Raw genomic sequence first — 15494 nt, 5'->3', positions numbered from 1 at the left:
ATCCAGTCGACGGGTATCAGTATGTTCTATACCGCCATTATCCTGTTCGCGGGATTCTCCATCTTTGGCGCCTCTACCTTCCAGGGAACCGTTGTATTGGGGATACTGGTGTCCATCACCCTATTGATGGGTATGACCTCTAACCTGATCCTGCTGCCGGCATTCCTGATGTCGCTGGACAAGCGGATGCAGCGCAGAGAGGCCCGGAAAAAGGCCGTGATTTAACTTACGCAAAGTTGATTTAGATAAGGGCAGATCTTTCCGGGAAGATCTGCCTTTTTACTTTAGCTGTATTTAAAATAATTTAATAATATGGTAATACTTCCTAATAAATATCTATTTTTGGAGAAGTACTTTCAGGTTAAATCCTGATTTTATAGCACAACTCTTCAACTCTACCATTTATCAAAATTAAGTAATGAAAAAGCATTTACTGGTTTACTTACTGGTGCTTTTGGCTGGCACCAGCTATGTAAAAGCCCAGAAGACTCATTGGTTTAGCGAAGGACTCGGGGCAGGTCCATGCCATACCTACGGACGGGAAGCCTTATATACCGACCAGCTCGCGTACCAGCTTTACAAGGGTACCCTCGCTAAACCCGCCGACGGAGCTGTATTACTCAACGACCAGCAGGGAAAACCTGTAACGTGGCAAACGGTGAAAGCCGATACCGCCCACCGCTTCCGTAGCAACGCCTTCTCTAACGGCTACCTCTACCTGACCTATAACTCTCCCAAAGCGGAGACCGCCCTGCTTACTGTAACCGGACACGATATGGTATACGTCAACGGAGCACCTCGCGGTGGTGATATGTATCGCTATGGCTGGATGCACCTGCCGGTACAGCTCAAAAAGGGACAAAACGAGATCTATATACGCGTAGCCCGTTACGGTCGCTGGGGAGGTATTACTGCCCGTCTGGAGTTCCCGGAGAAGCCCGTCATGCTGAGCAAGGCGGATATGACCATCCCGCATATAGTACCTGCTGAATCCAACGACTCACTCTGGGTAGGTATGGTAGTGATGAATACAACTGAGAAGCCCCTGACGGGTCTACAGGCGGTAAGCTCACTGCAGGGCCGCGAGGTAGTAACTACCCTGCCTGCCATAGCTCCCATGACTACCCGCAAGGTAGGCTTCAAGGTAAATGCCAGCAATGCCCTCTCGGTAGGAAAGCATACCGCTAGCGTGTCTCTGCGGCAGGGTAGTAAAGTAGTAGACCAGAAAGAGTTTGAGCTGGAAACAATAGAGAATGGCAAGCATTACAGCCGCACCTTTGTCAGCAACATCGACGGCAGCGTACAGTACTACAGTGTGGCACCTCAGCAAAAGCCGGATGGCAAGGCACCGGCTCTGTTCTTATCAGTACACGGGGCCGAAGTACAGGCCATTAACCAGGCCCGGGCTTACAAACCTAAGGACTGGGGCGTACTGGTAGCACCTACTAACCGCCGTCCACGTGGTTTCAACTGGGAAGACTGGGGACGACTGGATGCGTTGGAAGTGCTGGATATTGCCAAGAAGAAATTTAATCCTGATCCGGCACGTATCTACCTGACGGGTCACTCCATGGGCGGGCACGGTACCTGGTTCCTGGGAGCTACGTATCCCGGCAACTGGGCGGCTATAGCGCCCTCTGCGGGTTATCCGACCCTAGCGGCCTACGGCTCTCACGACGGACAAATACCCGATCAGGCCCGCTCACCAATGGAGGGTATCCTGCTACGGGCCAGCAACCCTAGTAATGTACTGGCACTGGCTACTAACTACAAGCCACTGGGCGTGTACGTCGTGCACGGCGATGCCGACCCGGTAGTATCGGTAGAGTACGCCCGTCAGATGCGGAAGCTGCTCGGTACTTTCCATACAGACTTTAGCTACTACGAGTATCCTGGTGGCTCGCACTGGTATAGTGATGAGAGTGTAGACTGGGCACCGCTTTTTAACTTCTTTAGCTGGCACCGCATCCCTAAGGATACCGCCGCTCTTGCTATTGATTTCACCACGGCCAATCCGGGTGTATCGGGTACTATGCGTTGGGCTACTATTCACCAGCAAGCATCACCCTTGCAGTATAGCCGTATTCAGCTAAGCCGGGATAATAAGAAAAAAGCCATAACTGGTTCAACGCAGAATGTAGCCCTGCTGTCGTTTAGCCTGGAAGGTTTTGAACCCAGAGATACCGTAAAGGTGACACTGGATAGCCTGCAGACTATCAACTACGTAGTCAAATCAGCTGGTGAAACTATTTACCTAAAAAAGGAGAGCCAGTGGCAAACCGCCACCGCACCGGATGCCCGTCAGAAGGGCGTACATCGGTACGGTACTCTGAAAGAGCCTTTCAACAACCGGATGGTATTTGTATATGGTACTACGGGTACTAAGGAAGAAAATGCCTGGGCCTTCAACAAAGCCCGTTACGATGCCGAAACCTGGTACTTCCGTGCTAACGGAGCCATTGACATGGTTGCAGATAAAGATTTCAACCCGGCCCAGTACCCCGACCGTGGAGTGATTATCTACGGCAACGCTACCACCAACTCCGCCTGGAATAAGGTACTGGCTGATTGCCCCATCAAGGTACAGAAAGGAGGAGTAGTTGCCGGTAACTCCCGCTTCACGGGCGACGACCTGGGCGCTTACTTCGCGTGGCCCCGCTCCGACAGCCGCACGGCTTCTGTAGCCGTGGTGACGGGTACGGGTCTGAAAGGGATGCAGGCTGCCAACGCCAACCAGTACTTCAGCGGTGGTAGCGGCTTCGCCGATGTCATGATCTTCTCGCTGGATATGCTCAAAGACGGCATCAAGGGCATCAAGATGGCCGGCTTCCTAGGGAACGATTGGTCGGTAGAGCAGGGAGAATTTGTAATAAACAAATAAACTATTCCTACCCCTATAACCAGGAAGGCGGCTCCCATGGGAGCCGCCTTCGCTTTTATTAGTACTTTAAGCTTCTTATTATTGAATACCACCCATCCACTTCTTGATGGGTTTGTAGAAGAGCAGGAGTAATATACCAAAGCCTACCGCAAACAGGAACACCTGGTTGAACAGGGCCGGCATCTGCTGTACGTTCTCTTCGTCGAAGTTACCGGCAAACAGGCCCGCGATCAGGTTACCCAGCGAAGCCGCCACAAACCAGATACCCATAAGCTGGCTCACATAGCGCTTAGGTGCCAGCTTGGTGTAGGTACTTAGACCCACCGGACTGAGGCAAAGCTCACCCAGCGTATGCAACAGGTACGTAAATGTCAGGAATAGGGGCGATACCAGCTCACCGGTTACGGCATTATTAGCCGCCAGTACCATCACGCCAAAGCCCAGACCCAGCAGGATAAGTCCAATCGCAAACTTGACGGGCGTAGATGGGTTGATGTTACGATGTGCCAGATACACCCACAGGCTGGCCAGTACCGGGGCAAAGAGCAGAATAAAGAAGGGGTTGAAGTTTTGGAACCAGCTCGAAGGAATGACCCAATCCCCAATGGTACGCTCAGTATGACGATCCGCAAAGATCTGTAAGGACGAACCAGCCTGCTCAAACCCTGACCAGAAAAGAGCCGCCGCCAGGAAGAATACAATTAATACACCGACGCGTCTTTTCTCTTCGGGAGTCAATCCACCCGCTACCAGGATATAAATGAAATAGAAGAACGATACCGAAACAATGATGATACCTGCTCCCTGCGCCAGTCCTTGTGCCGTAGTAAGGTCAATAGCACCCGTGAGCTGAAGAACGGACAGGAACGCCACCATAAGGGCGATGATCCCGTATCCGATGATGCGCTCGTTGGTAGAGCCGGTAGCTACCGCGGTAGTATCCTGCGGTGCCCGTACAGGAGGCTCGCCTTTACCTTCCAGGTACTTTTTGCTGCCGTACCGGAATACGATCAGCCCTAAAAGCATACCTACGGCTGCCGCTCCGAATCCCATGTGCCAGTCGACCTTCTGACCCAGGTAACCTACTATAGTAATACCCAGGAACGAGCCCAGGTTGATGCCCATATAAAAAATAGAAAAAGCGGCGTCACGACGGGCTCCGCCTTCGGGATAAAGCTCGCCAACTATAGAGCTGATATTGGGCTTAAGCAGACCGGTACCCAGGGCTACCAGCACCAGACCCAGATAAAAAATAGCCGCTCCGGCGGGGATAGCCAGTACGATGTGCCCCAGCATAATCACGATACCGCCGTACCAGATGGCCTTCTTCTGGCCCAGGATGTTGTCGGCCATCCAGCCGCCCGGCAGGGAAAGCAGGTATACTGAAGCGGTATAAAGACCATAAATAGCGGCCCCCTCGGCTTCGTTGAGGCCCATTCCCCCTTTGATATTATCTATTAAGAAAAGAAGCAGGATAGCCCGCATGCCGTAGTAGCTGAAGCGCTCCCACATTTCGGCGAAGAAAAGCACATAAAGCCCTCGCGGGTGTTTCTGCTTTAGTGGTGCTTCCATCTGCGTTACAGTTGATGCCATACGTTATACGTAATGTTTTCGGTTGATGAGTACGATTAGTTTTTAAAAAGAAATGTTTGCAAGATAGGAATATTGGCCCAATATGTAAGCCGGACATTACAGCCGATATTCTGGTATGCCACCCCTATTCGTATACCTGTTTGAGGGTACTTTAGAGTAATGTAAACGGCAAGACATGGGCATTTTGTGTAACTTGTCCGTCCAATATTAATACTCCTTCGAATGAACCTAAGTCAATTGCTCCAGGGCTATGCTTTCTTTGCTCCGGTAGTTCCATCAAAGCCGTACCGCTGGCTTGATTTCACTGCTTCCAATGCTAGTCTTACACCTCTGGATCTTACTGATACTACTGCTTTTGATAGCTATGTGTTTGATAATCTGCTGGAAGGGGGGCGGTACGTTGGGGTAGGCGGGTACAACGAACACCGGGTCATATACAGCCGGAGCGCCCACTTTGGTAAACTGGAAGAGGAACCCCGCTGCATTCATCTGGGCATTGATATTTGGGATAGAGCCGGTACACCAGTCAGTGCTCCGTTGGCAGGTAAAGTACATAGTTTTGCATTCAATGACAACTTCGGCGACTACGGCCCGGCTATTATCCTGGAACACGAACTGGAAGAGGTTCATTTCTACACCCTGTATGGTCACCTGACGCTGGCTTCGCTGGAAGGGGTGTACGAGGGTAAGGCCATTGCGGCGGGAGAAGTGTTCACGGCTATTGGCCCCTATCCCGAAAACGGTCACTGGCCACCCCATCTCCACTTTCAGATCATTGCGGATATGGGTACCTATAAGGGCGACTACCCCGGCGTATGTACCCTGCGGGACCGGGAAAAGTACCTGGCCCTATGTCCGGACCCTAATCTGATGCTGCGGGTACCTCGCGCTAATTAGTAATTTCTCCCATTTTACACACTGCGACATCCAGTACTAAAGCCGGATCTACCTTTGGCAATACTCTGATAAACGGTCACTGTCCCAGCCAGTTTTGAGGAGGCATCTCGTTGCCCTGATAAAAAACCAGGCGACAGTCACCGGGTATGACGTAGCGGAAGGTCTGAATCTTCAGGTAAGCGTCGCTCAGTGTATCCCCCGGTACCACCAGCCGTTTCTGACTGACTCCGGCTACTTCAAAAAGACCCAGTGCCCGCTCGGTAGGGTTAGCCGCGTTGTAGACATTGCCATAAACAGGCGAAGGGATCGGGTCAAAGATGGTACCTATCCGCTGACGTTGCTCATTGAACTTGCGCCAGTACTGGTAGGCCTCCCGCGTCAGAGAGTATTGCTGTACTTCCACAAAATGCTTGCCTACTATATACACGGGTGACTGGTACACATACTGCTCCCGAATGGGCTGGCCGTTGGAGTAGGTGTCGGCATAAATGAGTATATCATTGTCAAACACAGGCGTCCAGCAGAATTTTTTGTGAAAAAAGCCACCGAAATCGCGCAGACCAATGGATTCACGACGTATGACGCTATGGGCCGTCCAGCGGTAGTAGTTGCTCTGGTCGGGCTGGTCCTGCGTATCCAGGAATATCTCGTAGCCAAAAGGAGTATCACTTACCCGGCCGGTATTGGTCGTAAAGCGGGCGGTGAGGTTTTGGACCGGTACAGCTTTGGGCATAGTTTCGGGTTCAGACACAAATACTTTTCCCTCGGGTAGCTCTATCCGGACCTCGTACGACTGACCGGCACGAGCCACAAAAGTACTATCCTGGCTCTGGTACAGCCCCGGTTGCTCATCCACGGGCAGCAAGTCTACCCTCCGGTCGGTAGTCGTTTCAAAAATCTGCACTTTAGCACCCGTCACAGCGGAGCCTTTGTACGAATCAGGGGCGTTGTAGTTGCCGCTGCGGCTCAGGCGGACGGTGTAGGGGCCACCGGCGCTGGTGATGCGGCCTTCTACCACCAACTGCGGCTCGGTACTTCGGATCGGTACCCGTATTTCTTCCACACAGCCGGTGAGGTAGGCGACCAGCAGAAAGAGTAGAGGTTTTTGTAAAGCTTTAAGCATGGCTAATAATGAAAGTTCCAGGTGACGGAAGGAATGATACTTCCAAACACCGAAAGCTGGTACGATCGGAAGTTCTGGAAGTAGATGGAGTAGGGATTCCGGCGGCCATAAAAGTTATATACCGAAAATGCCCAGATGCTGTACCGGGTCTGCTGGCGGGTGCGGCGGCTATCGTAGCTGAATGACATATCCAGCCGGTGGTAGTCGGGCAGGCGGTCCCGGTTGCGCTGGGAGTAGTTGATCATCGGAATGCCGTTTACAATGTACTGTCCGTCGGGATAAGTATTGGGACGGCCGGTGGTATAGGTGAAGTTGGCCGAATAGGTCCAACCTTTTCCTAGCTGGTAGCTTCCCGTCAGGTTGGCCATGTGGGGGCGGTCAAACAGCGTAGGGTACCACTCGCCGCGGTTAATAGCCTCGCTGGCAAATGCAGTGCGGGTAGCCAGCAGTGAGCGGGAGTAGGTATAGTTGAAGGTACCCGTGAGGCGACCTTTGGTTTTATTCACGGCCAGTTCCAGACCGTAGGCTTTTCCCAGGGCACTGAGCAAGGCCGTCTCCAGGTAGGGATTCAGCAGGAGTTCGGCGCCGTTGCGGTACTCCACCAGGTTGGTGATGTCTTTGTAGTAGGCCTCCACGGAAGTTTCAAACATGTTGTCCTTCCAGTTACGGAACAAGCCGATGGAGTACTGATCTGCGACCTGCGGAGGCACAAACGGATCACTCAGCTTCCAGAAGTCCACCGGTGAGATGGCGGTAGTATTGGAGATGAGGTGCAGAAACTGCCGCGAACGATTGTAGCTGAGCTTCACGGACTGCTGAGGCCCCAGCCCTATCCGTAGCGCCAGGCGCGGCTCCCAGCCTCCGTACTGTTGTACCCGCTCACCCCGGCCGTAGCTGATCGAGTCAGTGATCGTTTCGGGGCTGCTGGGGGCTCCGGCTTCGTAGAGGTAGCGGGTGTAGGGGCCGAGGGTATGGAAGCTCACGTACCGGAGCCCGGCGGTGAGGGTAACTGCTTTGTTCAGGGTCCATTCCTCCTGTATATAGGCGCTCAGTTTCTGCCCCAGCTCCGTTTCGATGGATAGCGGGCGAATGCTGGACTCGGCCGCCGCCGGACGTAATTGGCCGGGCTGCAGCTGGTAGTGAATGAAACCTGCACCCGCTTCTATCCGGTGGGAGGTATGGGGCGTAAAGGTAAATCCAGTATTGGCCTCACGCTGGCGAATGTGGGAACGGAGCGAAAACTCATAGAATGGTTTGGGGCTGCCCACATTAAACTCATAGGTACTTTGGAGGAGCGATACTTCACTGGACAGGGTGGGGCTTAACAGTGCATTCCATCGTAGGGTAGCGGTACCCGATTTCCAGCTGTAGGTCGTATCGGCCGGAAACTTGAAGCGGTCGGCACTGTGGTAGGCTGATAGCGCTACACGGTGGCGGTCGTTGGGCTGGTAGGTAAGCTTGCCATTGAGGTCGCTGAAGGAGGCTTTACTCCCTTCAAACAGGTCCGGGAACAGTCCGATGATCAGGTTGGGATAAGCAAGTCGCCCTCCCGCCATGAGTGTCAGCTTATTGCCAAGTACAGGGCCATCTACGACCAGGCGGCTGCTGATGGTACCCACGCCCCCCCTGATGTTCCAGCGGTCGGAGCTGCCACTGCGGGTGTTCATGACCAAGGCTGAGGAGAGGCGGCCGCCGTAGCGGGCTGGTAAGGTACCTTTGTACAGCGTTACGTCCTGAATAGCATCGGGATTCAGATTCGAAAAGAAACCCAGCAGGTGAGACGTGTTAAACAACGGCGCCCCGTCCAGTAGTACCAGGTTCTGATCTACCCGCCCGCCCCGGACGTTGAAGCCTCCGGCGCCCTCACCGACACTGCTGATACCCGGCTGCATCATCAGCGACCGTACGATATCCGTTTCTCCGAATACAACCGGTATCTTCTTAAGTGTAGCCACATTCAGCCTGACGATGCCCATGTCGCTGCTCTGTACATTGGCATCGTCCTTTTGCCCTTTTACTTCAAGTTCGTCCAGCTCGGTGATAGCAGGGAGCAGCTCCACATCCAGCGTCATATCATCCATCAGCCGGATGGCACGGTTGACTTTGTAGTGACCTATCCCCGTAAATCGGATGGTGTAGCTACCCAGAGGGAGCGTGAGGGAGTACCGGCCGCTCTCATCGGTGGTAGCGCCCTTTTGCAGTTCAAGTACATATACCGTTACCCCGGACAGAGGGGCCTTGGTAGTAGCATCCCGAACGGTACCGCTCAGGATAGCACGAGCCCAGGATTCACCCATCAGGCCCAATACGAATATAAATGTGAATAGTAGTTTTGTTTTCATAGGGGCAATTAACGGATCTGGTAGCTTGCTGTACCCGTACCAAATTTACCCGTTGGTATAGCTCCCTGGATCACTACCTCTACCGTAGTAGGGCTACCCGAGTTCCAGTAGCTGACGGTGGCTTTACCATCTGCTCCCGTTTTGATAGAGGGTACCCAATGGAGGGTGGGACGACGGTCCGGAAACTGTCCAGGCTTTACAGCATCGTAGCGGGGCGCGTAAAACTCTCGCGCTATGGCGTAACCAATGGTATTGCGGGCGCTGGAGCCAGTATCAGGAGCTTCTTTTTCGTAGCGCCGGGTCAGTACGTTGATAACCCCATTAGAGCCTCGCGTTCCGAAGGCCGAGGCAGAGGGCCCTTTCAGCACATCGATTGCCTCCACATCCCGTACCGACAGCGACAGCACCGTACCTTTTGAAGAGGGTATTCCATCAATCAGGAACAGGGGTTCGGTGGAACCCATGATGGTACTGATTCCCCGGATCAACACCTGATCACCGGAAACCGTTACACCAGGTACCCGGCCTTTCAGCACCTGGAGTATATCTGAAAAGCCATTGCGGATATTGTCAGTCAGTGGGAAGGAGGTATCAGCCATCCCGTAGGTATTCCGGCGAGGGTCTATACCTTGCCGGGGTTTTTTATTAGCGGTACTTTTGCTTTTCCGGCCCTTTCTGTCCCCCTCCTCATCATCCGGTCCGGTAGCTTTGGCAGTAGCCCTGTTTTGTTCCTCCTGCCTGATCAACTGACTAACCTCCTGCCAGTTTTCCGCATTTTTCAGGAAAGAGCTGTACTCAGTACGATTAGCCGCTTGGAAGCGGAAAGAGATCGGTACCTGTGTAGGAGTAGGTACTGTCAGTGGGTCCAGTAGTACGTTCAGATTTTGCTTTAGGCGCGACTTGACCTGAAACTGCGTAGTACTATTATAGACAGCGCCATCCGGTATGGTAAATTTTCCGCCCGTTTCGGTAATACCACTTAGTACCTGCTGCTGGTCATTGGTTTGGGCAAAGAGCGAGAAGTTCAGATCTTCGGCTGGCTTGTTACCGGGAGGGAGTAGTATTCTGCCGCTTACAGGCAGGGCCGACTGTATAGCATGCGTAGGGGGAGCGTACACATCACGAAGTACCTCGCTCCACACAAACCGTCGCCAGCCCTGCGTCATCATCAGCAGGTCGAGGTGAGAGGCCGCTTTCTCATTCTCCGGATTGAAGTAGTAGTCGGGATTCTCAATGTACCCCCTCAGATCAGAACTGAGCAGCAGGTAGCTGTATATGTTTTGGCCGCCGTGGAGTCGGCCACCGGGGGTAGCAGGTACCAGTCCTGCATCGGTAGCAGCCAGTGATAGCTCGGCGGCTACGGGTTGGTTATCCGCGTCCTTGACAGTAATAGCCAGATTTATCTTTTCGTAGGGCTGGTAGGTAGCTTTATCAGGTTGTATTTCGACAGTAAGAGGCTTTCTGTTTGTACTGAAAATAAGACGCTCACTCAGCGGCGTCATTTGCTGATTGAATACGGTAAAATGAATAACACCTTCGTCAGGAAACAGCTTCCGGTTGATATAGAAGTAAGGACTTCGCCCCTTGGGCAGGTCTGCCAGGAAACGTACCTGTCCCCGCACGTGACCTACCAGGTACAGCGCCTGCGAACCCGGATTAGACTCCGTAACCGATACCTTGATACTAGACGTTATGGAGTTATCTACGGTGAGTACTACGCCGCTATCGAGGGCGGCGGGCAGGGTAAACCGCTGGGTGAGGCCATCATCGCTCCTGATGGTAGCGACGTACTGCTTTCCTTTTTCAGGCTTTAAGAGAAACGCTCCCATACCTGCATGTTCGGACTGGATAAGCGCTACCTCTTGCCCATCCGTAGTAGCTACCGAGCCTTCTACCTTTACCCCTAGTCCTGATCCATTAATGGCTTTGAAAGCTACCCGGCTGCGGACGCCTGTCACCAGGTTGCCTCCTTCGGGAAAGAACTGGACATCCAGCGCCGGCTTGGGAGCAGCGGTGACCTTGGGCTCCTCTCGAGAATTAAGTATGTTGATCGTCTTACGGAAGAAGTAGGACGGGCTACTATTCAGCATCCAGTTGGTAAAGGCTACCAGTTGATAAGGACCGTCCGGGAGAGAGTCATTCAGGGCAAAGTCGCCGATGGCATAGCCATCTTCGGCGCGAAGTACCCGCGTTTCCAGTATAGCTCCTTCCTCGTTGGTAAGCTGTACGTACAGGGTGCCACTAATAGAATCAGCCTGGTGCAGGATGCCATCCACGAGGTAGGCCTTCAGCCAGAGGTTATCACCGGCAGCGTATACCTCCCGATCGGTGTGCAGGTATACCTTCTCCGAGGGATAGGTTTGTAAATAGTTGAAGAGCTGGTTGGCTATAGTGCGGAGTGGTCCGTCATTCAGCGTCTGGAACGCCAGCAGTCCAAGACTTGCCCACAGTACAAGGTATATCTTTTTCATGGCAGAGAGATCTAAACCCAATCGAGTGATAGGATTATATAGAGGTACTAATGTACTGCTCAAAGGTCGGAATCCCAAGTGTACCTACCGGGATTCCTGTTTGTTTATTACAATAATCAGGCTTAGGCTTTGCCCAGAGCTTCTTTATATACTTTCAGGCAGCGTTCGCGGGCAAAAGAATGGTCCACAATGGGAGTCGGGTAGTCAAGGCTATTCAGTTCGGGTATCCACTGCTTCATGTACAGCTTCTGCGGGTCAAATCGGGTGGCCTGAGCGGTCGGGTTGAATATCCGGAAGTAGGGGGCCGCGTCGGTACCCGATCCGGCGGCCCACTGCCAGCCTCCGTTGTTGGAGGCCAGGTCATAGTCGAGTAGCTTGCTGGCAAAGTAGGCCTCGCCCCAGCGCCAGTCTATGAGCAGGTGCTTGACCATAAAGCTAGCCGTAACCATCCGGACCCGGTTGTGCATAAAGCCCGTAGCATTGAGCTCCCGCATCCCGGCGTCTACCAGCGGGTAGCCCGTTTTCCCCTCGCACCATTTCTGAAACTCCTCCTCCTTGTTACGCCACCGGATGCGGTCGTACTCAGGGCGGAAGGCTTCGCCGCGGCCTACCTGCGGGAAGTTCCAGAGTATCTGATGGTAGAAGTCGCGCCAGATCAGCTCACTAAGAAAAGTAGCGCTGTGCTGCTGCGCCTTCCGGACCAGTTCCCGGATACTCACTGTACCAAAACGCAGGTGAATTCCCAGTCGCGAGGTAGCCGGTACAGCCGGAAAGTCGCGGAGGTCGTGGTACTTCTGAAGCAGCTCCTCCCGCACGCTCCTGACTGGGAAAGGTTCACCCATAGGTTTAAAGCCCAGCTGTTCCAGCGTGGGAACGGGAAGTGGTTGGGTCTCATAGAAGTGGTGAAAGTACTTAGCGGTAGGATAGGAGCCCTTATAGAAATCGCTAAGCTGATCCTTCCACTTCCGGCTGTACGGGGTGAATACGGTATAGGGTGTTCCCTGGCCGCTAAGTACCTCCTTTTTTTCAAAAATGACCTGATCCTTATAGGTCTTGAAAGAGATAGCCTTGTCCCGGAGCAACTCTTCAATAACCTTGTCCCGCTCCTGCGCATAAGGCTCGTAGTCATGGTTGGTATACACTTCGGTTACCTCGTACTGTTGCAGTACCTCTTTCCACACTTCCAGCGGATTGCCATACTTTACCATCAGGCTGGTACCCATACCGGCTAATTCTGATTGTAAATCAGTTAGGACAGAGTGGATGAATTCGACCCGGCGGTCGTACGGATGGTCGAGCCCGTCGAGGATGGCGCGGTCAAAGATAAAAAAGGGTAGTACCGGGTGGCCCGATCGCAGGGCGTGGTACAGACCAGCATTGTCGTGGAGGCGCAGGTCGCGCCGGAACCAAAAGATAGTAATAGGAGGGAGGGGCATACAATCAGGTTTACTTTTCAAAGGGGCGTAACTTGCCGTTGAAATAGTTTGTTTGGCAACATCTTTGGCAGGAGTTATATTTATGCATTATTTATTCTGACCCAACTCCATTCGATATGCGTAAATTCTACCTTTTAGGAATATTTCTATATATATCCTCGGCACTCGCCCTGGCTCAGACCCCCACGCCTACCATCGAGACTTTTACGTCTGAGATGGAAAGGAAAGAGGGCTTTCTGCCCTTTTACTGGGATGCAAAAAAAGGAAAGATCTGGCTGGAAATAAACCAGCTGAACACGGAGCTACTGTACTACCCCACGCTGGCGCAGGGAGTAGGCTCCAACGACATCGGGCTGGACCGGGGCCGACTGGGGGAGGCGCATATCATCCGCTTTGAACGGGTTGGTCCTAAGGTACTGATGGTGGAGCCGAACTACCGCTACCGTGCCCTCAGCCCCGATCCTTTGGAGCGTAAGGCCGTGGAGGAATCTTTCGCCCGCTCTATCCACTGGGGGTTTGAAGTAGCGGCGGAGTCGTACGGACGGGTACTGGTAGACCTGACGCCTTTCCTGATGCAGGATGCCGTAGGAGCCGCGCAGGACATTAGCCAGACCAAACAGGGCAATTACCGACTGGATGCCTCACGCTCCGCGATGTACCTGGAGCGCACCAAAAACTTTCCAAAGAATACAGAGTTCGAGACCATCATTACGCTGGTGGGCGACAATGCAGGCAATTACCTCCGATCGGTAGTACCTTCAACCGCCGCCGTCAGCATGCACCAGCACCATTCGTTTGTGGAGCTGCCCGACTCGGGGTACACCCCACGGATGTTTGATCCGCGGGCGGGTGTCAATGGGCTTGAATTTTACGACTATGCTTCGCCCGTAGGGGAACCGCTGGCAAAAAGGTACCTGGTTCGGCATCGCCTCCAGAAGAAAGATCCCACGGCAGCCATGAGTGAAGCCGTAGAGCCTCTTGTCTACTACCTCGACCCCGGCACGCCCGAACCCATTCGTTCGGCCTTGCTGGAAGGAGCTTCCTGGTGGAATCAGGCCTTTGAAGCGGCAGGCTTTATTGATGGATTTCAGGTCCAGATGCTACCCGATACGGCCGACCCAATGGATATTCGTTACAACGTGATTCAGTGGGTACACCGCTCTACCCGGGGCTGGTCGTACGGAGCCAGTATCATAGACCCGCGTACGGGCGAAATCCTGAAAGGGAAAGTGACGCTGGGCTCGCTGCGGGTACGGCAGGACTTCCTGATCGCGCAGGGACTGGTGGCCAAATACGAAGAAGGGCAGCCCGTATCGGATGAGATGATGCAGTTGTCGCTGGCCCGCCTGCGTCAGCTATCGGCTCATGAAATCGGGCACACGCTGGGACTACCTCACAACTACGTGGCGAGTGTGAGTGACCGCTCTTCGGTAATGGACTATCCGCATCCGCACGTAGAGATAAAGAATGACAGTACCCTCGACCTCTCCAATGCCTACGCGACCGGCATCGGTGAATGGGATAAAGTAGCTATCAACTACGCCTACAGCGATTTTCCGGAAGGAGTCAACGAAAAAGATTCACTGAACCAGATCATAACGGCCTACCTGCAGCGGGGCCTGGGATTCCTGAGTGATCAGGATGCGCGTCCGGCCAGCAGCGCTCATCCCAAAACGCACCTTTGGGACGGGGGTAGCAACGTCGTGGATGAGCTGGAGCGGGTCATGAAAGTACGGCAGATTGCGCTGAGTCAGTTCAAGGAAAATAAAATACCAGTGGGGATGCCACTGGCTACGCTGGAAGAGGTACTGGTGCCGATGTACCTGTTTCACCGCTATCAGGTGGAGGCGGCTTCCAAAATAGTGGGAGGGGCTACCTATACCTATGCCCTGCGGGGCGACGGGCAGACCATCTATAAGCCCGTCGAAGGCGGTGAGCAGCGCCGGGCCCTGCGTACATTACTGGCCTCTATCCGTCCCGATGTACTGGCTTTGCCCAGGCCGGTGCTGGTGTTGATCCCTCCGCGACCGTTTGGGTATAGTGCTAATCCCAGAGAGGTATTTGCCCGGCGCACCGGCCTCACCTTTGATCCGCTAGCTCCAGCCGAGGCTGCAACTAACCTGGTACTTTCACTGGTGCTGAATGCGGAGCGGGCAAGCCGACTGGAAGCACAGCGGGCGGTAGATACCTCGCTGCCAGGACTGGGTGAAGTCATAGATGGCTTGATTGATGAAACCTGGAAAAACAAGACGCCTACACGCGAAAGCTACCAGGCTGCCATCCGGAGGCAGATCGAGCAGTTGATCCTGCAGTACCTGATCGGGCTGGCCGAAACGACCAACACCTCCCCGGCGGCCCGGGCCATGGCTCAGTTCAAGATCAACGATCTCAAGACCTGGATTGACCAAAAGCAGTACGGCGTAGATGAGCAGCACCGGGCGCACTACCAGTTTGCACTACGACGCATCGAGCTGTTTGAAAAGGGGGAATCACAAAACTTCCCGGTCTTGAAAATAAACCCGGTACCCGACGGTGCCCCTATCGATCCCGGTCAGGAGTGGCTGGAGCCGGTATGTGGCTGGGAGGAGTAGGTGGTAGTTGTTAGTTATTAGCTTGTCGAGTTGTTAAAATAAGAGAGGCTGGACGCACATCCAGCCTCTCTTATTTCTATTCAACTACGGTCGATCATATTGAATACCAGTGGCAGGAAGCAAAAGAAGCCCTTGCGAGCACAGGCTGAATAAAGTACAA

Annotated in this window: 9 protein-coding genes; 4 read left to right on the top strand and 5 right to left on the bottom strand. The window is 53.5% G+C overall.

Annotation, left to right across the window (positions count from 1 at the left end; genetic code table 11):
* Positions 1 to 225, top strand: a 225-nt coding sequence (locus JUB14_RS23955) for a hypothetical protein (protein ID WP_207509383.1), incomplete at its 5' end; no start/stop codon positions are given.
* Between the two features lie 193 nt (positions 226 to 418).
* On the top strand, positions 419 to 2881 hold the full coding sequence (locus JUB14_RS23950) for a carboxylesterase family protein (RefSeq protein WP_207509382.1): 2463 nt from the start codon (positions 419 to 421) through the stop codon (positions 2879 to 2881).
* A 78-nt stretch (positions 2882 to 2959) separates the two neighbouring features.
* Here the strand turns inward: JUB14_RS23950 and JUB14_RS23945 are convergent, their stop codons facing one another.
* Positions 2960 to 4474 carry a peptide MFS transporter gene (locus tag JUB14_RS23945; RefSeq protein ID WP_374757830.1) on the bottom strand — a complete coding sequence of 505 codons (1515 nt, stop codon included), beginning with the start codon at positions 4472 to 4474 and terminating at the stop codon, positions 2960 to 2962.
* Between the two features lie 222 nt (positions 4475 to 4696).
* On the opposite strand from JUB14_RS23945, the gene JUB14_RS23940 reads away from it, so the two are divergent.
* The gene (locus JUB14_RS23940; protein WP_207509381.1) at positions 4697 to 5371 is read left to right on the top strand and encodes a peptidoglycan DD-metalloendopeptidase family protein; all 675 of its coding nucleotides are present in this window, start codon (positions 4697 to 4699) and stop codon (positions 5369 to 5371) included.
* A 76-nt stretch (positions 5372 to 5447) separates the two neighbouring features.
* On the opposite strand, the gene JUB14_RS23935 is transcribed toward JUB14_RS23940, so the two are convergent.
* The 4 genes from JUB14_RS23935 to JUB14_RS23920 form a co-directional block, all read right to left on the bottom strand.
* Entirely contained in the window at positions 5448 to 6494 is a 1047-nt protein-coding gene (locus JUB14_RS23935; RefSeq protein ID WP_207509380.1) for a DUF4249 domain-containing protein, read from the bottom strand.
* 2 nt (positions 6495 to 6496) lie between these two features.
* Entirely contained in the window at positions 6497 to 8836 is a 2340-nt protein-coding gene (locus JUB14_RS23930; protein ID WP_207509379.1) for a TonB-dependent receptor, read from the bottom strand.
* 8 nt (positions 8837 to 8844) lie between these two features.
* Positions 8845 to 11307, bottom strand: a complete 2463-nt coding sequence (locus tag JUB14_RS23925; RefSeq protein WP_207509378.1) for a TonB-dependent receptor plug domain-containing protein — start codon at positions 11305 to 11307, stop codon at positions 8845 to 8847.
* Positions 11308 to 11429: 122 nt separating this feature from the next.
* Positions 11430 to 12743, bottom strand: a complete 1314-nt coding sequence (locus tag JUB14_RS23920) for a cryptochrome/photolyase family protein (RefSeq protein WP_207509377.1) — start codon at positions 12741 to 12743, stop codon at positions 11430 to 11432.
* A gap of 116 nt (positions 12744 to 12859) precedes the next feature.
* Here JUB14_RS23920 and JUB14_RS23915 point away from each other — a divergent pair, with 116 nt between their 5' ends.
* A complete protein-coding gene (locus tag JUB14_RS23915) occupies positions 12860 to 15334 on the top strand; it encodes a zinc-dependent metalloprotease (protein ID WP_207509376.1) in 2475 nt (824 codons plus the stop codon).
* The last annotated feature ends 160 nt before the right edge of the window (positions 15335 to 15494 follow it).

It is taken from the genome of Telluribacter humicola (assembly GCF_017355935.1).
GTDB classification, from domain to species: Bacteria; Bacteroidota; Bacteroidia; order Cytophagales; family Spirosomataceae; genus Telluribacter; species Telluribacter humicola.
This window is presented reverse-complemented; position numbering and strand designations above follow the sequence as displayed.